General features: G+C 30.2%; 21 protein-coding genes, 2 pseudogenes and 1 riboswitch. Of the genes and pseudogenes, 22 read left to right on the top strand and 1 reads right to left on the bottom strand.

The features are described from left to right. The first annotated feature begins 22 nt into the window (after window positions 1–22). From nrdR to B2S02_RS05320, 4 genes are read left to right on the top strand one after another with little or no spacing between them, the layout of a single operon-like run. Entirely contained in the window at window positions 23–478 is a 456-nt protein-coding gene (gene nrdR, locus B2S02_RS05335) for a transcriptional regulator NrdR (RefSeq protein ID WP_035132824.1), read from the top strand. Window position 479: 1 nt separating this feature from the next. After that, window positions 480–1,214: a peptidoglycan editing factor PgeF gene (gene pgeF, locus B2S02_RS05330; RefSeq protein WP_346848321.1), complete on the top strand. Its 735-nt coding sequence runs from the start codon at window positions 480–482 to the stop codon at window positions 1,212–1,214. Then, complete coding sequence (locus B2S02_RS05325; protein WP_278245238.1) at window positions 1,214–1,924, top strand: response regulator; 711 nt, start codon at window positions 1,214–1,216, stop codon at window positions 1,922–1,924. The genes pgeF and B2S02_RS05325 overlap by 1 nt, the downstream gene beginning before the upstream one ends. Further along, entirely contained in the window at window positions 1,914–3,647 is a 1,734-nt protein-coding gene (locus B2S02_RS05320; RefSeq protein WP_051824030.1) for a HAMP domain-containing sensor histidine kinase, read from the top strand. Before B2S02_RS05325 ends, B2S02_RS05320 begins: the two co-directional genes overlap by 11 nt. Before the next feature lie 79 nt (window positions 3,648–3,726). On the opposite strand, the pseudogene B2S02_RS05315 reads toward B2S02_RS05320, so the two are convergent. Beyond that, window positions 3,727–5,033 (bottom strand): annotated as a pseudogene (locus B2S02_RS05315) (IS3 family transposase). Window positions 5,034–5,323: 290 nt separating this feature from the next. Here B2S02_RS05315 and B2S02_RS05310 point away from each other — a divergent pair. From B2S02_RS05310 to priA, 18 genes and pseudogenes are all read left to right on the top strand, one after another. Continuing rightward, window positions 5,324–6,193 carry a phosphate ABC transporter substrate-binding protein gene (locus B2S02_RS05310; RefSeq protein ID WP_346848323.1) on the top strand — a complete coding sequence of 290 codons (870 nt, stop codon included), beginning with the start codon at window positions 5,324–5,326 and terminating at the stop codon, window positions 6,191–6,193. Window positions 6,194–6,278: 85 nt separating this feature from the next. Further along, the gene (gene pstC, locus B2S02_RS05305; RefSeq protein WP_346920387.1) at window positions 6,279–7,187 is read left to right on the top strand and encodes a phosphate ABC transporter permease subunit PstC; all 909 of its coding nucleotides are present in this window, start codon (window positions 6,279–6,281) and stop codon (window positions 7,185–7,187) included. A 1-nt stretch (window position 7,188) separates the two neighbouring features. Next, window positions 7,189–8,013 (top strand): phosphate ABC transporter permease PstA, encoded by an 825-nt coding sequence (pstA, locus tag B2S02_RS05300; RefSeq protein WP_346848325.1) that lies wholly within the window; start codon window positions 7,189–7,191, stop codon window positions 8,011–8,013. Window positions 8,014–8,042: 29 nt separating this feature from the next. Next, on the top strand, window positions 8,043–8,792 hold the full coding sequence (gene pstB, locus B2S02_RS05295; RefSeq protein WP_346848326.1) for a phosphate ABC transporter ATP-binding protein PstB: 750 nt from the start codon (window positions 8,043–8,045) through the stop codon (window positions 8,790–8,792). Between the two features lie 60 nt (window positions 8,793–8,852). Further along, window positions 8,853–9,506, top strand: coding sequence for a phosphate signaling complex protein PhoU (gene phoU / locus B2S02_RS05290; RefSeq protein WP_346848327.1), 654 nt, complete (start codon window positions 8,853–8,855; stop codon window positions 9,504–9,506). Between the two features lie 198 nt (window positions 9,507–9,704). After that, entirely contained in the window at window positions 9,705–11,039 is a 1,335-nt protein-coding gene (locus B2S02_RS05285; protein ID WP_346920386.1) for a DUF512 domain-containing protein, read from the top strand. Window position 11,040: 1 nt separating this feature from the next. Continuing rightward, window positions 11,041–12,360, top strand: coding sequence for a ribosome biogenesis GTPase Der (der, locus tag B2S02_RS05280; protein WP_035132691.1), 1,320 nt, complete (start codon window positions 11,041–11,043; stop codon window positions 12,358–12,360). A 128-nt stretch (window positions 12,361–12,488) separates the two neighbouring features. After that, window positions 12,489–13,490, top strand: coding sequence for an NAD(P)H-dependent glycerol-3-phosphate dehydrogenase (locus tag B2S02_RS05275; protein WP_346848329.1), 1,002 nt, complete (start codon window positions 12,489–12,491; stop codon window positions 13,488–13,490). 135 nt (window positions 13,491–13,625) lie between these two features. Next, complete coding sequence (locus B2S02_RS05270) at window positions 13,626–14,576, top strand: M15 family metallopeptidase (RefSeq protein ID WP_346878610.1); 951 nt, start codon at window positions 13,626–13,628, stop codon at window positions 14,574–14,576. A gap of 138 nt (window positions 14,577–14,714) precedes the next feature. Then, window positions 14,715–16,193, top strand: coding sequence for a stage IV sporulation protein A (gene spoIVA, locus B2S02_RS05265; RefSeq protein ID WP_346848331.1), 1,479 nt, complete (start codon window positions 14,715–14,717; stop codon window positions 16,191–16,193). Between the two features lie 266 nt (window positions 16,194–16,459). Next, window positions 16,460–17,443, top strand: a complete 984-nt coding sequence (locus B2S02_RS05260; protein WP_035132697.1) for an asparaginase — start codon at window positions 16,460–16,462, stop codon at window positions 17,441–17,443. Window positions 17,444–17,529: 86 nt separating this feature from the next. Then, window positions 17,530–17,629: riboswitch (purine riboswitch) on the top strand. A gap of 72 nt (window positions 17,630–17,701) precedes the next feature. After that, the gene (locus tag B2S02_RS05255) at window positions 17,702–19,057 is read left to right on the top strand and encodes an NCS2 family permease (RefSeq protein ID WP_346848332.1); all 1,356 of its coding nucleotides are present in this window, start codon (window positions 17,702–17,704) and stop codon (window positions 19,055–19,057) included. A gap of 257 nt (window positions 19,058–19,314) precedes the next feature. Further along, window positions 19,315–20,193 carry a YicC/YloC family endoribonuclease gene (locus B2S02_RS05250; RefSeq protein ID WP_346848333.1) on the top strand — a complete coding sequence of 293 codons (879 nt, stop codon included), beginning with the start codon at window positions 19,315–19,317 and terminating at the stop codon, window positions 20,191–20,193. 16 nt (window positions 20,194–20,209) lie between these two features. Next, window positions 20,210–20,482: an extracellular matrix/biofilm regulator RemA gene (remA, locus tag B2S02_RS05245; protein WP_035132703.1), complete on the top strand. Its 273-nt coding sequence runs from the start codon at window positions 20,210–20,212 to the stop codon at window positions 20,480–20,482. A 1-nt stretch (window position 20,483) separates the two neighbouring features. After that, complete coding sequence (gene gmk, locus B2S02_RS05240) at window positions 20,484–21,083, top strand: guanylate kinase (protein ID WP_035132704.1); 600 nt, start codon at window positions 20,484–20,486, stop codon at window positions 21,081–21,083. A 5-nt stretch (window positions 21,084–21,088) separates the two neighbouring features. Next, window positions 21,089–21,310 (top strand): annotated as a pseudogene (gene rpoZ, locus B2S02_RS05235) (DNA-directed RNA polymerase subunit omega); the annotation flags it as partial. Between the two features lie 61 nt (window positions 21,311–21,371). Beyond that, window positions 21,372–22,559, top strand: a complete 1,188-nt coding sequence (coaBC, locus tag B2S02_RS05230) for a bifunctional phosphopantothenoylcysteine decarboxylase/phosphopantothenate--cysteine ligase CoaBC (RefSeq protein WP_346848335.1) — start codon at window positions 21,372–21,374, stop codon at window positions 22,557–22,559. Window positions 22,560–22,650: 91 nt separating this feature from the next. Further along, window positions 22,651–24,873: a primosomal protein N' gene (gene priA, locus B2S02_RS05225; RefSeq protein ID WP_346848336.1), complete on the top strand. Its 2,223-nt coding sequence runs from the start codon at window positions 22,651–22,653 to the stop codon at window positions 24,871–24,873. The last annotated feature ends 4 nt before the right edge of the window (window positions 24,874–24,877 follow it).

Below are 24,877 nucleotides of genomic sequence, written 5' to 3'. Positions count from 1 at the left end.
AAACTTAGAGGATGTGATTATAGTGAAGTGTCCTTATTGCAATGGAGAAGAAAGTAAGGTTGTAGATTCTAGAGCAACAGAAGATGATGGTGCAATTAGACGTAGAAGAGAATGTCTTAATTGCAATAAAAGATATACTACCTATGAAAAAATAGAGGATATACAAATATTTGTTATAAAAAGAAATTTAACTAGAGAGTTATTTAATAGGGATAAAATCATAAGTGGTGTTATCAGAGCCTGTGAGAAAAGACCTGTATCGAGATTAGAGATAGAAAACTTAGTAAATTCTATTGAAAAAAGACTTAATAATACCATGACTAGTGAAATAAGATCTGAGGAAATAGGAGAATTAATATTGGAGAAATTAAGGTATATGGATGAAGTTGCTTATATAAGATTTGCATCTGTATATAGAAAGTTTGATGATATTAATAGCTTTATAGAAGAGATAAAGGGTTTAAGTGGTGATAAGTAATATGAGATCTTATAACATAGAAAATAATGAATTTCTAACCTATGATTTAGATGATATAACCATTGGATTTTCTACAGCAAAAAATAATTTAAACTTTAATAAAGCATTTAATGAAGGAAAGTCTAGTTTAAATAATTTAAAAAAGTGGTTTAAAGTAAATGAGGTTGTATATTTAAATCAAGTTCATGGAACTAAAGTATTTTCTTATGAAGAAAATATGGATATAGTAAACTATGATGGAGATGGTATTGTAACAAAAGAAAAACAGGTTGCTATTGGAGTATTTACAGCGGATTGTGTACCAATAATTTTAGTAGATACTAAAAATAAAGTAATAGCAGCTCTTCATAGTGGTTGGAAAGGAACTTTGAATAATATAGTTTCTAAAGGAATTAAAGTTATGAAAGAAAATTATGGGTGTAATCATAGCTATATTAAAGCTTTTATAGGACCTCATAATAAAAGCTGTTGCTATGAAGTAAGCCAGGAGCTTATAGATAATTTCAAGGATTGTGATTTATTTAAAAATCAACAGATTAATTATGGTAGAAATTTAGATTTACAAAAGTGTGTAGAGATACAGTTAATGAATGAAGGTATCAAAAATAATGATATAGTATGTTTAAATTTATGTACATACTGTAGCAAGGATAAAAAGTTATATTCATATAGAAAAGAAGAAGAATCTCATGGTAGGTTATTTTCCTTTGTATTTATCCATGAGTTTAAGGAGTGATATTTATGGAAAAAACAATATTAGTAGTTGATGATGAGGCACATATTCAGGAACTAATTAAATTTAATTTAACTAAGAATGGGTTTAAGGTTATAACTGCTGATAATGGAATTGATGCATTAAAAATAGCTGAAGATGAAAAACCAGATCTAATATTTTTAGACCTCATGTTACCGGGGATGGATGGGTTAGAAGTATGTAAGTCTATTAGAAAAAAATCATCTATAGAGTCTACACCAATAATTATGATTACAGCAAAAGGTGAGGAGTTAGACAAGATTTTGGGCTTAGAGTTAGGAGCAGATGATTATATAACAAAACCTTTTTCGGTGAGGGAACTAGTAGCTAGAGCTAAAGCTATATTAAGAAGAACGAGTTTTAAACAAGAAGACAATAGCTTTAAGTTTGGAGATATAAATATAGATTATCAAAAACATGAAGTATATAAAGGAAAAGAAAAAATAGAGCTTACATTAAAAGAGTTTGAACTTTTAGAAATACTGATAAAAAACAAAGGAAAAGTTATGACAAGAGATTTTCTTTTAGATAAGATATGGGGCTACGAATATGTAGGAGAAACTAGAACTGTAGATGTCCATGTGAGACATTTAAGACAGAAAATAGAAGATAATGACAAAAATCCAATTTATATTCAAACTATTAGAGGTATAGGATATAAATTTAATTCTGGGGACAGTTATGAAAGATAATTCACGAAGAACTATGAAAAAAAGACTAATGCTAAGTGTTTTTGCAGCATTAGTTTTTGTATTAGGATTTCTAACTACAGTATTTTATACAATAGTTACCTATGAAAGTGAAGAGAGTGCTAAAGAACAATTAAATGTTTATGCTTATTTAGTAAGTGAACAGTTACACAACATTGACCAGGCGAGTTTTTCTAATGTAGTAGATAAAATGAAAAATTTGAATATTAGAATTACTATTATAAATAGCAATGGCACTGCCCAATTTGATTCTTTAGGAAATGTGGAAAAATTAATAAATTATAATAATAAAGATGAAGTTATCATGGCTAAATCTAAAGGGGAAGGTACTGTTACTAGATATAGTGATAGGGAAGAAACGTATGTTATTTACTATGCTGTAGCTATAGAAGATGGTATAGTGGTTAGAGTTTCAACCCCTGTAAAAGCAACACATAAATTAAATGATACATATATAGTATGGTATGGTAGTGCTATAATTATAATGATTTTTATATCTCTTTGGATTGCCAATAAGTTATCCTATATAATTGTTAAACCAATTAGAGATTTAGATGTTATTACTTCTATGATCACTAATGGAAATTTAAGTAGAAGAATTAAAATTACCACCAATGATGAGCTTGGTAAGTTAGCTTTGAACTTTAATCATATGGCTGATAGACTTGAAAGTAGCTTACATGAGGTAAGTGAAAAGCAAAATAGACTTTCAGCAATTCTTCAAAGTATGGAAAGTGGCGTAATTGCTATAGATAATAGTCACAATATAATAATGATAAACAACTATGCAAAGAAAATTTTTAATATTAAAGAAGATGTAGTAGGCAATCCAGTTGAAAATATATGTAAAGAAGTGAATTTAAAATTTATATTTTCTATGAGAGATAGAGATATTAAAGAGTTTAAGTTAAGTGCTCCTACTATAAAATTTCTTAGGGTTAGAACCGCAGATATTATAGTTCATAATCATCAGCATATTGGAGCAGTAGCAGTAATACAAGATATTTCTGACTTGAAAAAGCTAGAAAATATGAGAACTGAATTTGTGGCTAATGTATCCCATGAACTTAAAACTCCGCTTACATCTATAAGAGGTTTTGCTGAGACTTTAAAAGAGGTTGATGATGATGAGACTAAGAAAAAATTTTTAACTATAATAAATGAAGAAGCAGAAAGACTTACAACACTTATATCAGATATATTATTGTTATCACAAATTGAGCATAAACAAGAATTTAAGAAAGAAGTATTTAATGTAAATAAAGCTATAGAGGATGTTTTTTATTTAATGAAGAATACTGGTGAACAAAAGCAGGTGCATGTAAGTATAGTTGGAGATGAGATACCTAATATTCTAGGAGATAAGGATAAATTTAAACAAATGCTTATAAATCTAGTAGATAATGCAATAAAATATAGTGAAGCCTTTGATACAGTAGTAATAACAAAGATAATTTATGATACCTACTTTAAAGTTATTGTAGAAGATAGTGGTATGGGAATTGCAAAAGAATATATACCAAGACTTTTCGAAAGATTTTATAGGGTAGATAAAGCTAGATCTAGGGCAAAGGGTGGAACAGGATTAGGTCTTGCTATAGTTAAACATATAATTATTGGTTTTAATGGTAGTATAGATGTAGAAAGTACTTTAGGCGTTGGTACAAAATTTATTATTACAATTCCATATCATATAGAAAAATAGAATAATTAAGATAAGATATTCATAAAAGACTAGAGAGAAAATAAAATGTACCCTTTGTCAAGGACAGTTTAAAAAAAGACTAGGCGGTACTAAGAAGATGATTTCTGTATTTTACAGGAGTCATCTTTTTTAAATTCCATTGACCTCTATAATTATTGTAGTAATCCATATATTCATCAATTTTTTCCAAGAGTTCAGCAAATGTATTACAATTTTAAATATTTGTTTCGTCCTTAAGATGTCCAAAGAATGACTCCTGCGGAGCATTATCCCAGCAGTTACCTCGTCTAGACATAGATTGTCCTATATTATACTTTTTAAGCAATTTCTGAAATATGGGACTAGTGTAATGTGCTCCTTGATCTGAATGAATAAATGAATCTGAAGATATTAAATAGTTATTTGATGAAACCAATTTTTCAATAGTTTCAGTCACAATATCTATTTTTAGACTTTTAGATATATTATAGGTTAATAATTCATTGGTGGAACCATCTAAAACGGTTGACAAATAAGCCCTTTGACCATTTTTATAAAATAGATATGTTATATCAGTAAGTAATACCTTTCCAGGGACTTCTTGCTTAAATTCTCTATTTAGTAAGTTTGGTAGGACTGAATGTTCTTTGGTGGCTTTCATCATTCTTCTATATGGGTTAGCTTTTCTATGTGGGCATATGATATCATATTTATCCATGATTCTTCTAATACGCTTTAGATTATATTGCATATTAAACTGATTTTCTAAAGTCATTTTAATTTGTTTAGCACCCTTTTCACGATTCTTAAATTTAAATGCTAATAATACATTGTTATAACTCTCCAAATCACACTCTTCGCGTGCTATACGATTAGTATGCGCTTTCATAGAAAAGTAATTATAATATCCAGAACGAGAAACATTTGATATTTTACATAAATAACTAACCATATTTTTAAGTTTATATTTATAAATAACTGACTTTATGATGAGATATTTTTCTTGCGTCAGCAACTTTATTTTTGGGTTTTCACACCCCTTTCTAACATCTCTAACTTTTTTAAAAGTTCATTTTCTGCTTCTAATAATTTAATTTTAGCCTGTAATTTTTCATATTTTTCTTCAATGGATAAATTACATTCACTAGTCCTTCCACTATTGAATTTCCTTGTATATTGCAGCTGTGCAATTCCATTCTTTCGAAAAGCCGCACGCCATCTTTTACCTGATGATCGAATACGACTTTCTCCAATAATTTCTATATCAAAGCCATATTCTTCGAATATTTGTCTTGGAAACTTTCCGCGTTCATTTTCACTAATAAATATTCTTTTAAACTCATCCGAGTATGTAATTCCTTTGATACTAACCTTTTTAACATATTTATTTTTAGATAAAATCTCTATTTGACATTCAGTAAATAATTTTTGCTCATTATATTTCTCCTAATGTAAACTCCTCTTTATTTCATTATACATAAAAGTACCCTACGGGATAGACTTTTTTAGTGTCTATCCTATAGGGTACATTTTAAAATTCTCTAGTCTTTTTCTTATGAAGTTAAGAGCTTTGTTTATGTTAAGTATTATTAACCTAAGTAAAGTTTTTTTAATATATGGATAATAATAGCTTAACTAAGAAAGGATATAATCAATATTGTAAGATAAATAAAAAAACAAATTGGAGGGGAATTTAAATGAAAAAGAAGTCAATAAAATTATTAATAGCAGGAATAGTTGCAACAATGACCATGGGATTATTAGTAGGTTGTGGCGGAAAGGATACTTCCAATTCAAATAATAGCGGTAATAATACTAGTGATAATAAAGCAAAAGCAATAACTATTAAAATATCAGGTTCAACTTCTGTAGGGCCATTAATGGAAAAGGAAGCAGAGAGTTACAAAGATGAAAATCCAAATGTTACTGTAGAGGTTCAACAAATAGGATCTTCAGCAGGAATAAAAAATGCTGTAGAAGGTATTAGTGAAATAGGTATGGCTTCACGTGAGTTAAAAGATGAAGAAAAATCAGAACTTGCTGAAACAGTAATTGCTTATGATGGAATAGCCTTAGTAGTCCATCCATCAAATAAAGCAGAAAACTTAACTATGAAACAAATTAAGGACATATATACAGGAGCTATAACTAACTGGAAGGAAGTTGGAGGAGTTGATGCCCCAATAGTGGTAGTTTCAAGGGAAGATGGTTCAGGAACTAGAGATGCGTTCCAAGAAATTGTAGGATATACTTCAGAAGAATTGGAGAAAAATGCAACTATAGCAGAAGGTAATGGAAGTGTTAAAACTACAGTTTCAACAAATAAAAATGCAATAGGATATATTTCTTTTGAACAATTAGATGATTCAATTAAGGATTTAAAAATAGAGGGAAGTGAAGCAACACCTGAAAAAGTATTAAGCAAAGAGTATAAATTATCAAGACCTTTCTTAGTAGTATATAAAGAAGATAAATTAACAAAGGATGGAAAACAATTTATTGACTACATTTTAAGTGAAAAAGGTCAAGGTATTGTTGAAGAAGCTGGTGGAATAAAAGTAAAATAGATAATTTATGCGCCACAATGGGTATAGACCTTTGAGAGAAAAATTATCTTAAAGGTCTATTGAATTAAAATTGGAGGTCAAATATATGTCAGTGAAATCAGTTAAGACGGAAAAACCCCACAAACTTAAGGGGATAAAATATATAATTGATGATATATCAGAGAATGTTTTTAAAGTATGTGCTTTAATAGCGGTAATAAGTTTAATTTTAATAATAGGTTTTGTATTTTATAAGGGTTTGACACCGTTTATATCTAAAGGATATTCCTTTGGAGAATTTTTACTAGGAACAGAGTGGATACCTAGTTCAGAAAAGTATGGAATTCTTCCTATGATAATTGCTTCTATATATGGAACCCTAGGCTCTCTTGGTATAGGGGTACCCATAGGAATATTAACAGCTATTTTTATTGTTGAAATAGCACCTAAATCAGTAGCAAAGATAATGTCTCAGGGAGTGGAATTATTAGCAGGAATTCCTTCTGTATTATTTGGAGTCTTTGCACTTGGAATAATAGTACCAGCTATTCAAAGTAAATTATCCCTTCCTAAAGGACAAAGTTTACTTGCAATTATAATAGTTCTTTCAGTAATGATGCTACCAACTATTATTTCAGTGGCAGAAACAGCTATAAGATCAGTACCAAAGCAATATAAAGAGGCATCTTTAGCTTTAGGTGCATCTAAAATTGAAACTATATTTAAAGTAATTTTACCAGCAGCTAAGTCTGGAGTTTTAACAGCTATAGTACTAGGGATGGGAAGAGCAATAGGAGAAACCATGGCAGTTATCTTAGTTGCTGGGAATAGCCCCATAATACCAAATAATATAACAGATAGTGTAAGACCTCTCACTACTAATATAGCATTGGAAATGGGATATGCCTTTGGAACACATCAAGAAATGCTTTTTGCAACAGGAGTAGTTTTGTTTTCTTTCATTCTATTGTTAAATTTTGTAATAGCTAAAATATCAGAAAAGGCAGGTAATTAATATGAGAAAAATAAAAGACAATATATTAAAAACTATTTTATGGTTATCTGCAGCTATTACAGCTCTAATTATTGCTATTATAGTAGGATATATATTTAAAAAAGGTTTTGGACTTGTAGATTTTAACTTTATTTTTGGAGATTATTCTCCCACAAATGGTGGTGGTATATTTCCGATGATTGTTACTACATTGTTAACGGTAATATTATCTTTATTAATATCAATTCCGATAGGGATTTGTGGAGCTATATATTTACAAGAGTATGCAAAGCAAGGAAGAGGAGTTAAATTAATTAGGTTTGCAACAGAAAGTCTTGCAGGTATACCATCTATAATATATGGACTATTTGGAACAGTATTCTTTGTATCTACTCTTAAATTGCAATTTTCAATTGTATCAGGTTCTTTAACATTAGCTATTATTGTATTACCTGTAATTATAAGAACCACAGAAGAAGCTTTAAAGACAGTTCCTCAAAGTTATAAAGAAGGTGCAGTAGCTTTAGGTTCAACTAAGTTTGAAGTTTTATACAAAATAGTAGTTCCTAGTTCAATGCCAGGAATTTTATCAGGAGTAATATTATCTATTGGAAGAATTATAGGCGAATCAGCAGCAATTCTTTTAACCGCTGGTACAGTAGCTGCAATGCCACAAAACCTTATGTCTAGTGGTAGGACTCTTACTGTACATGCTTATCTAGTTACTAAGGAAGCTGGAAATATAGAGCTAGCATCTGCAATTGGAGTTATACTAATATTTATAATTTTAGCTTTAAGCTTGATAGCTAAGGGAATCACCAAAACAATAAATAAAGAAAAATTTTAATCATTAGAATGTAACTAGGAGGAAATATAATGTCAATAATATCTGTAAAAGATCTTAATTTACACTATGGAACAAATCATGCTCTTAAAAATATAAATATAGAAATAGATAAGAATAGTGTTACAGCTTTAATAGGTCCATCGGGGTGTGGAAAGTCTACTTTTCTTAGAACTTTAAATAGAATGAATGATTTAATTGATGATGTAAAAATAGAAGGGCAAGTTTTTTTTGAAGATAACAATATCTACAAAGAGCTAAATGAAATAGAATTAAGAAAAAGAATAGGAATGGTATTTCAAAAACCAAATCCATTTCCAATGTCTATCTATGATAATATTGCCTATGGACCTAGAATTCATGGAATAAAGGATAAAAAGAAGTTAGATGAAATTGTAGAGAAATCTCTTCAAGGAGCAGCTCTTTGGAAAGAGGTAAAGGATAGGCTTAAAAAAAGTGCTATAGGATTATCGGGAGGTCAACAACAAAGACTTTGTATTGCCAGGACCATAGCTGTTGAACCTGAGGTCATACTAATGGATGAACCTACTTCTGCATTGGATCCAATATCAACTTCTAAGATAGAGGAACTTATGGACGTGCTTAAAGAAAAATACACTATAGTCATAGTAACTCATAATATGCAACAAGCAGGACGTATATCAGATAAAACAGCATTCTTCTTAAATGGAGAAATTGTGGAGTATGGAAAGACAGAAGAGATGTTTCATATGCCAAAGGATAAGAGAACAGAAGATTATATCACAGGAAGATTTGGTTAATAATAGAATGAAATTAGGTAGTTATCAATAATTAAAATTTATAAAGTGTAGGTGAAGAAGATGACAAGAAATAGTTTTGATCTTAAATTACAACAACTTCATGAAGATTTAATGGCCATGGGTGAGGCTGTAGCCAAACAAATAGAAGATAGCATTGATGCATTAAAAAAACAGGATGAAATCTTAGCAGAAAAAGTAATTCAAAAGGATGATGTAATAGATGACTTTGAAGAAGATATAGAGGATAAGTGCATAAAACTAATGGCTACAGAGCAGCCCTTAGCCAGTGATTTAAGAAGGATATTTATCACTACAAAGATCATAACTGATTTAGAGAGAATGGGAGACCATGCTGTAGACATAGCTAAGATTTCAAAAAAACTTATAGGAGAAACTTATATTAAGGAACTTATAGATATACCTAATATGGCTAAAATTGTAGAAAAAATGATTAAAGACTCTTTAGAGGTATATATAACTACAGATATAAATAGAGCTCATGAAGTAAGTAAAATGGATGATCAGGTAGATAGATTATTTAAGAGTATATTTGATGAATTACTTGTAATAATGAGAAATGATCAAACTACTATAAATCAAGCTAGTCAATTTTTATTTATATGCAAGTTTTTGGAACGCATGGCAGACCATGCTACCAATATTTGTGAATGGACTATATATTTAGAGAGCGGAGAAAAACTAAAATTAAATTAATTTAAATCCACCTTCAAATTACAAGTTGGCTATGTGTAGTCAGCTTTTTTATTTTACTCAGAAATTAAATTATATTTTTATTGAAAAATAGAAAGCTTTGAGGTAATCTTAATGAGGTGCATTGACTAGGGAATATAATTAAGATAATATAACATAATAGTGGTATAATCATGCTATAGGAATGAAGGAGATACAAATATGAAAAATGAAATAAGTAAGGTTATTCCAAATTCTATTGCAGAAGAAGTAGATATCGAGGTTGGAGATAGACTTTTAAGGATAAATGAAAATGATGTTAAAGATATAATAGATTATAAATTTCTTATTACTGATGAAGTACTTCTTTTAGAAGTGGAGAAGAAAGATGGAGAGATTTGGGAAATTGAAATTGAGAAGGATTATGATGAAGATTTAGGGATAGTATTTAGAGAAGGAATTATTGATAAACCTATGACATGTCATAATGATTGTATTTTTTGCTTTATAGATCAATTACCGAAAGGAATGAGAGAAACTTTATATTTTAAGGATGATGATTCTAGACTATCCTTTTTACAAGGAAATTTTTTAACTTTAACTAATATGAAAGAAGAGGATATAGAAAGAATAATAAAATACAAGATAAGTCCTATAAATGTATCTGTACATACTACAAATCCAGAACTTAGAGTTAGAATGCTCAACAATAGATTTGCGGGTAAAATATATGATATACTTAAGAGGTTATCAGCAGCAGGAATAAAGATGAACACTCAAATTGTTTGCTGCCCAGGAATTAATGATGGAGAAGAATTAGTTAACTCTATAGAAGATTTATATAGACTTTATCCTAATGTTAATAGTGTAGCAGTAGTACCCTTAGGGATAACTAAGCATAGAGAAGGATTAAAAAAGCTAAATTTATTTACACAAGAAACTTCTTTAAAACAAATCAATTTAGTTAAAGAGCTACAAAAAAAGTATTATGAAGAAAGTGGAACACCCTTTGTTAGATTGTCAGACGAATTTTATATAGTATCAGGTGAGCAATTACCAGACTCTGAGCATTACCAAGGATTTGAGCAAATTGAAGATGGTGTAGGAATGGTAACTCTATTAAAGGATACCATAGATACTACACTTCCAGATTTAAAGAAAGATGGAGTGGGATCTTTTACCTTTGTAACAGGGGCTTTAGTTTATCCTGAAATAGTACATATAAAAGATAAAATTCAAAGTTTAAATAATAATATAAATATTACCGTAGAGGAGATACCAAATAAGTTTTTTGGAGAGACTATAACAGTAACAGGGCTTTTAACAGGAGTAGACATAATAAACACACTTAAAGAAAGAGAAGTTGGAGACTATATAATAATACCCGATAACGTCCTTAGAAAAGGATATGAACTTTCTAATTCAGATGAAGCCATACTGTTAGATGATTATACTGTGGAAGATTTGTCTAGAGAATTAAATAGAAAAGTTATTATTTGTGATTTCACAGGAGATGATTTAATAACTATAATAAATGAACATTTAAGGGAGGATTAATATGGGAAAACCAGTAGTTGCTATTGTTGGAAGACCAAATGTAGGTAAGTCTACACTTTTTAATAAATTAGCAGGAAAGAGAATAGCTATAGTAGAAGATACACCAGGAGTTACAAGAGATAGAATTTATGCAGAGGCTGAATGGCTAAGACATAACTTTACAATTATTGATACTGGTGGAATTGAGCCAGAAAATGAAGACATTATAATGGTTCAAATGAGAAGGCAAGCAAATATTGCTATTGAAACAGCAGATGTAATTGTATTTATAGTAGATGGTAAAGCCGGTCTTCATCCATCAGATTATGAAGTGGCACAAATGCTTAGAAAATCAGGAAAACCAATAACATTAGTAGTAAATAAAATTGATAGAAGAGAATTAGAAGATAATGCTTATGAATTTTATAACTTAGGTATAGGTAATCCAGTAACTATTTCAGCGACTCAAGCATTAGGTCTTGGAGATATGCTTGATGAAGTTGTAGCTCATTTTGATGAGTTGGGAAGTAGCGAAGAAGATGAAGAATACATAAAAATTGCCATGGTGGGTAAGCCTAATGTTGGAAAATCTTCACTTATAAATAAGTTACTAGGTGAAAATAGAAATATAGTAAGTAATATTCCAGGCACCACAAGAGATGCTATTGATAGTAAATTAGAAACTGATGAGGGTAAATTTATATTAATAGATACTGCAGGATTAAGAAGAAAAAGTAAAATTAAAGAAGAGATAGAAAGATATAGCGTTATAAGAACTCTTACAGCCATAGAGAGAGCTGATGTATGTATATTGATTCTTGATGCTACAGAAGAGTTAAGTGATCAAGATGAAAAGATTATAGGATATGCCCATGAACTTAATAAGGCAATAGTTGTAATAGTTAACAAATGGGATTTAATTGAAAAAGATGACAAGACTATGAATGACTATAAAGCTAGAATCGGTAGAGGATTATCTTTTATGCCATATGCTAATTATCTATTTATATCTGCATTAACAGGTCAAAGGGTAAACAAAGTTTTAAATGTAGCTAAAGAGTGCTACAATAATTATACCAAGAGGATAGCTACAGGGGTATTAAATGATGTGGTAAGTAAAGCTGTACTTATGAATGAACCTCCAGTAGTTGCATTAAGAAGACTAAAAATTTATTATGTAACCCAAGTGGATATAAAACCACCTACATTTATATTTTTTGTAAATGATCCAGCTTTACTACACTTCTCTTATGAGAGATATTTAGAGAATAAGTTAAGGGAAAGTTTTGATTTTAAAGGTACTGGAATAAAAACTATATTTAGGAAGAGAAAAGAAGATTAATAAAAGTTTTATATCCTTTATTACAAATGGATTTTTAGTAAATAAGAAGAAATTAATAGAGACAATGAGAATAAATAATATAATATTTATTCTCATTGTTTTATATAATTTAAGAAAGTAGGGATAAGGTGAATAAGATTTCTTTTATAGGAGGAGGAAGTTTCGGTACAGCTTTAGCTGTATTACTTTCTAAGAAAGGGGCAGAATGTTCTGTATGGTGCCATAGTGAAAGCACAGTTAATGATATTAATATAAAAAGAGAAAATGCAAAGTATCTTAAGGGAATTGCCATACCAGAAAAAGTTACTGCCTATGGTGATCTTGAAGAAACTATAGAAAATAGTAATATAATAGTTCTTGCAGTACCTTCAAAGGCTATTAGAGAGATTTCAAAAAAAGTAGAGCCTTTTCTTAAAGGTGATGAAATAATTGTAACTGTGGCTAAGGGCATAGAAAATCATACATTAAAAAGAATGTCAGAAATAATTGAAGATGAAATAAAAGGTCATCCTGTAGTAGTGCTATCAGGTCCTAGTCACGCAGAAGAAGTAGCAATGAATATACCTACTACAGTAACGGTATCATCAAAGGATATGAAAGCTGCAAAAAAAATCCAGGATGTATTTAGCAATAATACATTTAGAGTTTATACAAATAATGATCTTATTGGAGTGGAAATAGGGGGAGCTTTTAAAAATATCATTGCCCTTGCTGCTGGGATTTCAGATGGCATTGGATATGGAGATAATACTAAAGCAGCTCTAATGACTCGAGGTATGAGTGAAATAATAAGGGTTGGAACTAAGCTCTCAGGAAAAGCTGAGACATTCTATGGGCTTACAGGAATGGGTGATTTAATAGTTACTTGCACTAGTATGCATAGTAGAAACAGAAGAGCAGGAATATTAATTGGAAGTGGAAAGACAATGGAAGAAGCCGTAAAAGAGATAGGTATGGTTGTAGAAGGAATTGAGGCTGTTAAAGCCTTTCATGAATTAAAATCTAAAACTGATGTAGATATGCCGATAACTACTGCATTGTATGAAGTTCTTTTTAAAGGTAAGAATGCTAAAGAATGTGTTACAAAATTAATGGGAAGAAAATATAAGGATGAAAACAATGAATTGTAAACATTTATTTAATTAAAATATTTTATTTTGATAATATCTTAATATTTGATATAATGATATAAGGTTAGATAGATGAGAATTAATTTTATTTTCAATGAAAAATTGAAGATAAAGGTAGGAGGCTAACAAAAACGTATGTTGAATAATAAAAATTATACAAAGAAAAAAAATGCATTTTATAAAAGAAAAGATATTTTCTATAAAAAGAAATCAGGTTTTAATAATGGAACTACAATAATTATTGGGTTGTTATTTTTAGTGGGTATAATGATCGGACTTGTGTTAAAGGAAGATTCAAAAGTCCTTAATACAGCTAATATATTCAACAATGATTATGAGAATAAAACTTCTAAATATAGCCAAGGGAAAACAACACCTTCTAGGGGCAATAGTATTAATGAACATGAATATAACGATTTAGAAGAAGTACCTGATTTAAATGACTCTACAGTTAGCGCTACCTTAACAAAGGATGAGATAAATGAAATAAAAAATATTATTAATAGTGATACGACAGGATTATATACATTGGTAAACAAAGAAAATTTACTTTCTAAGGAGTATATGCCAGGTAATTTAGTTATTCCGAATATCAACTTAGTATCTGAAAGAAGTAATGAAAAAAACCTAGTTAGTGGAACTATGATTGAAGATTTAGAGCAGATGTTTTATGATGCTCAAGAAGAAGGTATTAATTTATTTTTAAGTAATGGATTTAGAGGATATGATTCTCAGACATATATCTACAATGAGGATATTCAAAATAAAGACAGTGAACATAGTGAATATGTAGCAAAACCTGGTGAAAGTGAACATCAACTTGGATTAGCTATTGATATTACTAGCAGAGATATGGCCTTTGATTTAAATCAATCCTTTGAGAATACCAAAGAAGGTGCTTGGGTTCTAGAAAATGCTTATAAGTATGGCTTTATTTTAAGGTATACTAAGACTAAAGAAGATATAACAGGTTATAAATATGAGCCATGGCATTATAGATATGTTGGAAATAAAACAATTAGTAAACTTTGTCACAATAAGGACTTAACATTAGAAGAATTACTTAGTTATGCTAAAAGTGAATAATTTAATTTAAAAACTTATCAAGTATTAAAAGTTTTCCTTTGAAAATAAAAAGGGGAACTTTTTTATTTTATTAATGCATAATATTAATTCTATATCAATATATATATAATGTTAATATGTAGTTGCGGGAGGGTAGCCTTGGAAAATTTTGATATATATAAAGATATAGCAGAAAGAACTCAAGGGGATATATATGTGGGGGTAGTTGGACCAGTTAGAACAGGTAAATCTACTTTTATTAAAAAGTTCATGGAACTAATGGTTATACCTAACATAGAAAATCCTCATAAGAAGGACAGAGCAAAAGATGAATTGCCACAGAGTGGATCAGGAAAATCTATTCACACTACAGAACCTAAATTTGTTCCTAATGAGGCTGTAGAAATTCAGTTTGAGGACGGAGTGAAATTTAAAGTTAGAATGGTTGACTGTGTTGGATATATAGTAAAGAATGCATTAGGCTATACAGAGGCTGATGCACCTAAAATGGTTTCTACTCCATGGCATGATTATGAAATTCCATTCGAGCAAGCGGCAGAAATAGGAACTAAGAAGGTAATAACAGATCACTCTACAATAGGTATAGTTGTAACTACAGACGGAAGTATCACAGGCTTAGATAGGGAGGATTATGTAGATGCTGAGGAGAGAGTTATAAAGGAGCTTAAAGAGATAAATAAGCCATTTATAATAGTTCTAAACACTGTAAATCCAAATTCAGAAGAGAGTAAAGGACTAGGAAGGGAACTAGAAGAAAAGTATGATGTTCCTGTAAAAGTTATGGATGTAATGAATATAGGAAATAATGAGATTACAGAAATATTTGATACAGTTCTAAGAGAGTTCCCGGTAAAAGAAATAAATATTGATATGCCTCAGTGGATGGAGAGTTTAAATTCATCTCATTGGTTAAAGGTAAACATAATGACTATTCTAAAAGCCATGTGTAAAGATATCTATAAAGTTAGAGATGTTAAGAGATGTCTTGATGCCTTTAAAGGAATTGAATTCTTATCAGACATAAAAGTTAAAGAAATGAACATGGGAGAAGGTACTTCCTGCGTGGATATTAATCCAAAACATGAATTATTTTATAAGATTCTTGGAGAGATTTGTAATACTAATATAAAAAATGAAAATGATTTATTAAATATTATGGAGAGTTTCTACAAGGCTAAAATAGAATATGATAAGGTTGAGGAGGCATTAAAAGAAGTTAATGAGACAGGTTATGGATTAGTTGCACCACAGCTTACTGAAATGAAACTAGAAGAGCCTGAAATTGTTAAGAAGGGTAATCAATATGGAGTAAAACTAAAAGCCTCAGCTCCATCATTACATTTAATTAAAGCTGATATTGAAACTGAAATTCAACCAATAATGGGTAGTGAAAAACAAAGTGAAGAGTTCTACAAATCAATTTTAGAGCAATTTGAAAATGATCCTTCACAAATTTGGCAAAGTAACATGTTTGGAAAGTCTTTAGAAGAATTAGTTAAAGAAGGACTTCAAAATAAACTTTACAAAATGCCTGAAGATGTGCAAATTAAACTTCAAAAAACCCTTCAGAAAATTATTAATGAGGGAAATGGTGGACTTATCTGCATAATTATCTAATGAATGTTAAGACATTTTCTTTAAATTCAAAAATATAGTTTTGAAATTAATATTAATTTCAAAACTATATTTTTTATTGTATAATTCTAAACATTGTAATATATTTAATTATGTAAAAGATTTCATTGGAATGATTATAATGGATAAGGTACATTTACAATGCCCTTGATAAAGAGATATAATTAAAATTGATTATAAACAAGTTAAGTGTAATTGAACTTTTATTTTGGATTGTAAATAATAAAGATTTTGGAGGTACATAAAGTATGAGTAAAGTTGTAGTAATATTTAATGGTGGAACTATATCTATGAAGGTAGATGAAAAAATAAAAGCAGCGGTGCCTAATTTAACAGGTGAAGAAATAATGTCTATGGTAACAGGTATTGAATCCTATGCAGAAGTAGAATCATATACATTTTCTAGCCTTCCAAGCCCTCATATGACCCCAGATATAATGATGGAATTATCAAATTATGTTAAGAAGTTTTTAGAAAGAGAAGATGTAGATGGAGTAGTAGTTACCCATGGAACAGATACTCTTGAGGAAACAGCTTATTTTTTACAGCTAACTATAAATAGTGAAAAGCCAGTAGTAGTTACGGGTTCCATGAGAAATAGTTCTGAGCTAGGATACGATGGACCTGCTAACTTAGCAGCATCAATTTGTACTGCTACATCTAAAGAGTCAAGAAATCGTGGAGTAATTGTATGTTTAAATAATGAACTAAATTGTGCTAGTGAGGTTACAAAGTCTCACTCTATGCACCTTAATACGTTTCAAAGTCCAGAATTTGGGCCAATAGGTATTGTTGACAGTAATGAAGTAAGGTTTTATAGAGGAAGCACTACAAAGGAATATATAAATACTGATGTAATAGAAAATAATGTTCAGCTTATTAAATCCTGTGCAGGAATGGATGGAACACTTATAGATTATTGTGTTAGTCAAGGTGCTAAGGGATTAGTAATTGAAGCTATGGGGAGAGGCAATATTCCACCGTTAATGGCTAATTCTGTAGAAAAGGCTATAAATAAAGGTGTGGCAGTAGTTATAGTTTCCAGGTGTTATAAGGGGAGAGTTCTAGATAGTTATGGTTATGAAGGCGGAGGAAAACAATTAAGAAATATGGGTGTTATATTTGGGGATAGCATGCCAGGGCAAAAGGCTAGAATAAAAATGATTTTAGCCTTGGGAAAAACAAGGAATTTAGACGAAATAAGAGAAGTGTTTGAAAAAGGACATTATTAATATACGAACATTATAAATAAAAATAAAATTAATATACGTAAAAATCATTGACATAGGTATATAAAGTTGATATTATAATCTTGGAAAAAGAAATAATCACTAATTTTCATATAGGTCTAATGCGATGGATTAGATGTTTCTACCGGATACCGATAAAATCCGACTATGAGAATTCCTATGTTAAAAAAACTGTCACTGGGATTCTTATCCAGTGACTATTTTTTTGCAATAATACATATTAATAGGAGGACAAGTATTATGGAAAAATTTTTTAAGTTAAAAGAAAATGGTACCGATGTAAAGAGGGAAGTTGTTGGTGGATTAATAACTTTCTTAACTATGGCGTATATAATAGCCGTTAATGCTAACATATTAGGAGATCCTGGTGTTGGAATGAATCCAGGAGCAGTTGTTACAGCAACTTGCCTAGCAGCTGGTGTTACTACTATTTTAATGGGAATCTATGCCAATCTACCATTAGGATTAGCTTCAGGTATGGGACTTAATGCATTCTTTGCATATACAGTAGTAATGGAAATGGGGATATCTTGGCAAATAGCGTTAACAGCAGTATTTGTAGAAGGAATTATATTTATTTTATTATCATTAACAAAGGTTAGGGAAGCTATTGTAAATTGTATACCAACTAACTTAAAATATGCAGTTACTGCAGGTATTGGACTATTTATAGCATTTATAGGTTTTGGTAATGCTGGAATAGTAGTTGGAAGTGAAGCTACAAAGGTAACCATGGGTAGCTTAGTAAGTCCAACAGCGTTAATTACAATATTAGGTGTAATGGTTATAGTAATTTTATCTAAAAAAAATGTAAAAGGTGCAATACTTTGGGGAATGGCTGCTAGTGCTATAGCTGCATGGATATATGCTGCTTTATCACCAGAAGCTGCTACAGCTGCAGGAATATATTTACCAAAAGGTATTTTAAAGTTTGAATCTATAGCACCTATTGCAGGTAAATTAGATTTCTCAGTATTCACTAATGCGGGAACTATATCAGAATTTATTTCAGTTGTGTTTGTATTCTTATTTATAGACTTCTTTGATACAGCTGGAACTTTAGTTGGAGTAGCATCAAAGATTGGAATGATAGATAAAGATGGTAAAGTTAAAAATGCAGGGAAGGCATTACTAGTAGATGCAATTGGAACAACTTTTGGAGCTCTTGTAGGAACATCTACAGTTACAACTTATGTAGAGAGTTCTGCTGGAGTTGCATCAGGAGCTAGAACAGGTCTTTCAGCAGTAGTTACAGGAATATTATTCTTACTTGCTATGTTCTTATCACCATTATTTGTTGCTATACCAGGTTGTGCAACAGCACCAGCTTTAATTATTGTAGGGTTCTTCATGATAGAATCAGTTAAAAATATAGATTTTTCTGATTTCACTGAAGGTGTACCAGCGTTCCTTACTATAGCATTAATGCCTATGACATATAGTATTGGAGATGGATTAATGATAGGAATGTTATCTTATGCTATATTAAACCTAATAGCTAATATTACAACTAGGGAAGCTAAGGATAGAAAACAAGTATCTTTCGTTGTATATATTCTAGCAATAATATTCTTATTAAAAATAATCTTTGGTTAAATAAAGTTTTAAATGTATATTTATTAATATCAGTGATGTTATTGAACTAATTTATAAATAAGGGACATAAGCTTAAAATACAAGCTTATGTCCCTTATTTATAGAGTGAATATTTTAAATTATAATGGTTTTTCTAAGGTTTTCTAAAGAATATTTCATTTTTCTTTAAAATTCTTTTGTTTATGGGTTGAAATAAGCCACATACATTATGTATAATAAATAAAGAATTTAAGAAGGTCTAGAAGGGTGCGTTGTATATGATAAAAAGCATGACTGGATTTGGAAGAGGTACATCAGAGAGCGAAGCATCTAGTTTTATTGTGGAAATAAAGACAGTAAATCACAGATACTTTGAGCTTAATGCTAGAATGCCAAGAACTTTAATATCTTTAGAAGATGGTATAAGAAAATATGTAAATGACAAGATTAAAAGGGGAAAGGTAGATATATTTATTACTCAAAATCAAGGAGCTAACGAGGATATGTCTGTAGTGGTAAATGAGAGTTTAGCTGAAAATTATGTGGAGGCATTACATAATTTAAGGGATAAGTATGATTTAAGGGATGATATTTCTGCTACAACCTTAGCACGTTTTCCAGAAGTTTTAAAATTAGAACAAAAGGAAGAAGATTTAGAAAAAACATGGAAGATATTATTACCAGCAGTAGAAGAGGCAGTACACAATCTTGTGTCCATGAGGCAACAAGAAGGTGAAAAACTTTTGATAGATATTACAAAGAGATGTGAATGTATTTCAAGTAATGTTGATATAATTAATAGAAGGGTGCCAGAAGTTACAGAAGAGTATAGAGCAAGACTTCTAAAGAAAGTAGAAGAAATTTTAGCAGAAAAAAGTATTGATGAAAATCGCATTGCTATGGAAGTAGTTCTTCAAGCTGATAAATCCTGTGTTGATGAAGAAATTGTTAGACTTAAAAGCCATGTTGCGCAAGTCATCAAAACTTTTAAACTAGGAGAGCCAATAGGTAGAAAGCTAGACTTCATTGTTCAAGAAATGAACAGAGAAGCAAATACAATTGCATCTAAAGTTAACGATTTGGAATTAACTAATATAGCACTTGATATAAAAAGTGATATAGAAAAGATTAGAGAACAGGTTCAAAACATAGAATAAATTTAGGAGGTAGGGCATGGGTATAAAACTTATAAATATTGGATTTGGAAATATTGTTTCAGCAAATAGATTAGTAGCTATTGTTAGTCCAGAATCAGCGCCTATAAAAAGAATAATTCAAGAAGCTAGAGATAGGGGTATGCTAATAGATGCTACCTATGGTAGAAGAACTAGAGCAGTTATAATAACTGATAGTGACCATGTAATACTATCTGCTGTTCAGCCTGAAACAGTAGCACATAGATTGTCATCTAAAGGTGATGATGCTATAGATGAGGTAGAGGATTAATATGGGAAGTAAAGGACAATTATTAGTTATATCTGGACCATCAGGAGCAGGCAAAGGGACTGTATGTAAGGCACTAATTGAAAAAAGTCCAATATGGATTTCTACATCTTGCACTACGCGTAAGCCAAGGGAAGGTGAAGTAGAAGGAGTAAATTATTTCTTTATAGAGAGAGATGAGTTTTTAAATAGGATTGATAAAGAAGATTTTCTGGAATATGCAGAGGTTTATGGTAACTTTTATGGGACACCTAAATCTGAGGTTTTAAAGATGTTAGAAGAAGGTAAGGATGTAATATTAGAAATAGATATACAAGGTGCATTAAAAATTAAATCTTCATATCCTAAAGGAATATTTATATTTATTATGCCTCCATCTATGGAAGAACTTAGGAATAGAATAACAAATAGAGGAAGCGAAACTCCAGAGTCATTAAAGACTAGAATGGAATGTGCTTATGATGAAATAAGCTTTGCATCTAAATATGACTATGCCGTTGTAAATGATAAGGTTGAAGATGCAGTTAAAAAAATTGAAAGTATAATAGTCGCTGAAAAATGTAGAGTATTTAAAATTAAAGATGAGCTATTAGGGAGGTTCTAAAAGATATGAGTAATTCAAAGAGCAATTCAATGATTAATCCATCTATTGTGGAATTATTAGAAAAAGTGGATAACAGATATTCATTAGTAGTATCTACTTCAAGAAGAGCAAGAAAAATAATTGACGGTGAAGAGCCAAAAGTACAAGGCGTAGGTGCAAAGCCATTAACTATTGCTATTAATGAAGTTAAACAAGGGATTATAGAAATTAGAGAGGCAGATGATAAGTTTACTAAGGTTCAAGAAGTTGAACTAGTAAATGAAGAAGCGGAAGAAGGCTCAAATTTAGATGAGTAAGAAAAATGTAGTTATTGGAGTAACAGGTGGAGTTGCAGTCTATAAGGCTCTAGATGTTATAAGCAGATTGAAAAAGAAAGATATAAATGTGGACGTTATTATGACAAAGTCAGCTTGTGAGTTTGTTACTCCATTAAGTTTTCAATCATTAAGTCAAAATGCAGTAATAAAGAATATGTTTGATGAACCTAAGGTTTTTGAAATTCAGCATATATCTTTAGCTAAAAAAGCGGATATACTAGTAGTAGTTCCAGCTACAGCAAATATTATAGGTAAAGTAGCAAATGGCATTGCTGATGATATGTTATCAACTACTATTATGGCTACTAATGCAAAGGTAATCTTTGCACCAGCTATGAATACTAATATGTATAACAATCCCATAGTTAAAGAAAATATTAAAAAATTGAAAAGTTATGGGTATGAGTTTATAAATCCTAGTAGTGGGCGATTAGCTTGCGGAGATGTAGGAAATGGAAAACTTGCTGACACAGAAGAAATTGCAGAAGTGGTTTTATCACATCTTCATGAACCAAAGGACCTAGTAGGTAAAAAAGTGCTAGTAACAGCAGGACCTACTAGAGCTAATATAGATCCAGTAAGGTTTTTAACTAACAGATCTACTGGTAAGATGGGATATGCAATTGCTGAAGAGGCTAGAGACAGGGGAGCAGAAGTGGTTCTTGTCAGTGGTCCTACCAGTATAAAAGCACCATTAGGAGTTAAAATCATAAAAGTAGAAACCAATGAAGAAATGTTAAAGGCAGTTAAAGCAGAATTTGATACTAGTGATATTGTGGTTAAATCTGCAGCAGTAAGCGATTATAAACCTAAGACTTATTCAGATAAGAAGATAAAAAAGGGACCAGGTAATTTAAATATAGAACTAGAAAGAGATAACGATATTCTAAAGGAACTAGGAACCCTGAAAAAACACCAAATCTTAGTTGGATTTGCAGCTGAGAGTAACGATGTAATAGAAAATGCTCACATAAAGCTAAAAAAGAAAAATCTTGATTATATTGTAGCTAATAATATAACTGAAAGTAATGCAGGCTTTGGAAGTGATACTAATAGGGTTACTGTTATAAATAGAGATGGGAAAGAAATATCTCTTGATAATATGAGTAAAAGATTAGTTGGACATGAGCTTTTTAATATGATTTTAAACAATAAATAAAAAGAGCGACTAAGTCGCTTTTTTTATTATTTATTTATATAATATATCTAATGGGTTTAAAAAAGAAGATATGGTTAATAGCTAATTTAGAATGGAGGTAGACACCTCTAGAAGGGGGCTAAAAGTGTATTTAGGAATTATCGTAAATAATGAAGCTGTAAAAGTAGATAAAATATTTACATATAAGGTGCCTGAAAGCTTATATGGTAAAGTAAAAAAAGGCAGAATGGTTACAGTTCCCTTTGGAAATGGAAATAAGAAAATATATGGATTTATAGTTGATATATTTTATGATATAGATGATAATACTAAATTGAAAGAAATTGTTGATATAGATGACAGTATGGAATTTCTTACGGAGGATAATATACGTCTTATAGAAATAATGAGAAGGAAGTATTTATGTACTTATTTAGAATGTATAAAAGTTATGATTCCCAGTGGAATAACTAAAGGAACAACCTTTAAAACTAAAAATAGTGTAATTATTGGTAGACCATTAACAGAAAAATATAGTAAAGAAGAATATATAAATATTGTGAGTTTTATAGGAGAACATAATGGAATTTATAATAAGACAGAACTTACTGGTGAGTTTAAATTTTCTTTGTCTAGGATTAATACATTAATTAAGAATGGATTCTTAGATGTTAAAAAAACTATAGTTAATAGGTATAATGAAAATGTATATAAAAAATATGAGGAAAAAATATTAAATTCAATTCAACAAAGATGTGTTGATACTATATTATCCCAAAGTAGTAGTAATAAATTTCTTATTCATGGTATAACTGGTAGTGGAAAAACTGAGATATATATGAACCTAGTAAAAGAGATGATTAAAAAAAATAAAGATTCTATAATATTAATTCCGGAAATTGCCTTAACTCCTCAAATGGTTGAAAGGTTTAAAGGACGGTTTGGAAGAGATATTGCTATATTTCATAGTAGGTTATCTATAGGTGAGAGATTTGATGAATGGATGAGAGTAAAAACAGGAAATGTTAAAGTAGCCATAGGTGCTAGATCTGCAATTTTTCTTCCTTTTTCTAATTTAGGTCTTATTGTTATAGATGAGGAACATGAAACTAGCTATAAATCAGATAGTGACCCCAAATATCATGCAAGAGATATAGCTAGTTTAAAAGCTGAAATTGAAGGATGTAAAGTGGTGTTAGGATCTGCTACACCCTCCATTGAGACTTATTATAAGGCTACAGAAGGTGAATATGATATAATTACTTTAAATCACAGAGCCGATGGAGCTAATCTTCCAACTATAGAGATAGTGGATATGAGAGAAGAGCTAAAAGAAGGAAATAAGTCTATGTTTAGTAGAAGACTTTATGAAGAAATGACAGCATGCTTAGAAAAAAAAGAGCAAGCCATAATGTTTTTAAATAGAAGAGGATATTCTACTTTTGTATCTTGCAGAGAGTGTGGTTACGTATTTAAGTGTGATAATTGTGATATTTCTCTTACCTATCATAATGATAACAATTTAACTTGTCACTATTGTGGAGCAAAGCAAAGAGCATTAAAAACTTGTCCAAAATGTAAAAGTAAATATGTGAAATATTTTGGAGTAGGCACAGAGCAATTAGAACATAGTGTTAGAAAGACCTTTTTAGATAGTAAACCTCTTAGAATGGATTTTGATACTACAAGGGGAAAAGATTCTTATGAAAAAATATATAAAGACTTTTCTGCAAAAAGGCATAATGTGTTAATAGGTACTCAAATGATTGCTAAGGGCTTGGATTTTAAAGAAGTAACTCTAGTAGGAATAATTGCTGCAGATTTGTCTTTAAATCTACCGGACTATAGAGCTGCAGAAAAGACTTTTCAATTAGTAACTCAAGTAGCTGGGAGAGCAGGTAGAGGGAATAAGGCTGGAAAGGTAATACTTCAGACTTATAATCCAGATAATTATAGTATAGTTTATGCTGCTGCAAATGATTATAAAAGTTTTTATGAAGAAGAAATAATTATTAGAAAGCTAAGGGAGTATCCACCTTTTTCTAAGATTCTGTGTATAAATTTAAGTAGTGAAAATGAGGAACATTTAATAAAAAGTATACAAAGTTTAGCAGATAAAGTAAGGATAAAAAACTATGGAAGTGATAAAATTGAGTTATTAGGACCATGTCCTTGTGGGGTTTCTAAAATAAAAAGTTTGTATAGATGGCAAATTATAATTAAAGGTGATTTTGATGATAATTATGCTATGGATATAAAAAATTTAGTCTATGAACAGATTAATTATAAAAATATAAGAATTGGTATTGATATAAATCCAAATAATTTACTGTAAGGGA

This window comes from Clostridium sp. UBA7339 (assembly GCF_002470865.1).
Lineage (GTDB): Bacteria > Bacillota > Clostridia > Clostridiales > Clostridiaceae > Clostridium_J > Clostridium_J sulfidigenes.
The sequence above is the reverse complement of the archived record's forward strand: the minus strand, read 5'-3'. Positions and strand labels throughout refer to the sequence as shown.

Coding starts and splice junctions, on each gene's coding strand:
- B2S02_RS05260 (WP_035132697.1), top strand. CDS start 16,460: ATGAGTAAAGTTGTAGTAATATTTAATGGTGGAACTATATCTATGAAG.
- phoU (WP_346848327.1), top strand. CDS start 8,853: ATGACAAGAAATAGTTTTGATCTTAAATTACAACAACTTCATGAAGAT.
- remA (WP_035132703.1), top strand. CDS start 20,210: ATGGGTATAAAACTTATAAATATTGGATTTGGAAATATTGTTTCAGCA.
- pstC (WP_346920387.1), top strand. CDS start 6,279: ATGTCAGTGAAATCAGTTAAGACGGAAAAACCCCACAAACTTAAGGGG.
- der (WP_035132691.1), top strand. CDS start 11,041: ATGGGAAAACCAGTAGTTGCTATTGTTGGAAGACCAAATGTAGGTAAG.
- B2S02_RS05250 (WP_346848333.1), top strand. CDS start 19,315: ATGATAAAAAGCATGACTGGATTTGGAAGAGGTACATCAGAGAGCGAA.
- priA (WP_346848336.1), top strand. CDS start 22,651: ATGGAGGTAGACACCTCTAGAAGGGGGCTAAAAGTGTATTTAGGAATT.
- pstA (WP_346848325.1), top strand. CDS start 7,189: ATGAGAAAAATAAAAGACAATATATTAAAAACTATTTTATGGTTATCT.
- coaBC (WP_346848335.1), top strand. CDS start 21,372: ATGAGTAAGAAAAATGTAGTTATTGGAGTAACAGGTGGAGTTGCAGTC.
- pgeF (WP_346848321.1), top strand. CDS start 480: ATGAGATCTTATAACATAGAAAATAATGAATTTCTAACCTATGATTTA.
- B2S02_RS05310 (WP_346848323.1), top strand. CDS start 5,324: ATGAAAAAGAAGTCAATAAAATTATTAATAGCAGGAATAGTTGCAACA.
- B2S02_RS05320 (WP_051824030.1), top strand. CDS start 1,914: ATGAAAGATAATTCACGAAGAACTATGAAAAAAAGACTAATGCTAAGT.
- B2S02_RS05285 (WP_346920386.1), top strand. CDS start 9,705: ATGAAAAATGAAATAAGTAAGGTTATTCCAAATTCTATTGCAGAAGAA.
- B2S02_RS05270 (WP_346878610.1), top strand. CDS start 13,626: ATGTTGAATAATAAAAATTATACAAAGAAAAAAAATGCATTTTATAAA.
- B2S02_RS05255 (WP_346848332.1), top strand. CDS start 17,702: ATGGAAAAATTTTTTAAGTTAAAAGAAAATGGTACCGATGTAAAGAGG.
- pstB (WP_346848326.1), top strand. CDS start 8,043: ATGTCAATAATATCTGTAAAAGATCTTAATTTACACTATGGAACAAAT.
- gmk (WP_035132704.1), top strand. CDS start 20,484: ATGGGAAGTAAAGGACAATTATTAGTTATATCTGGACCATCAGGAGCA.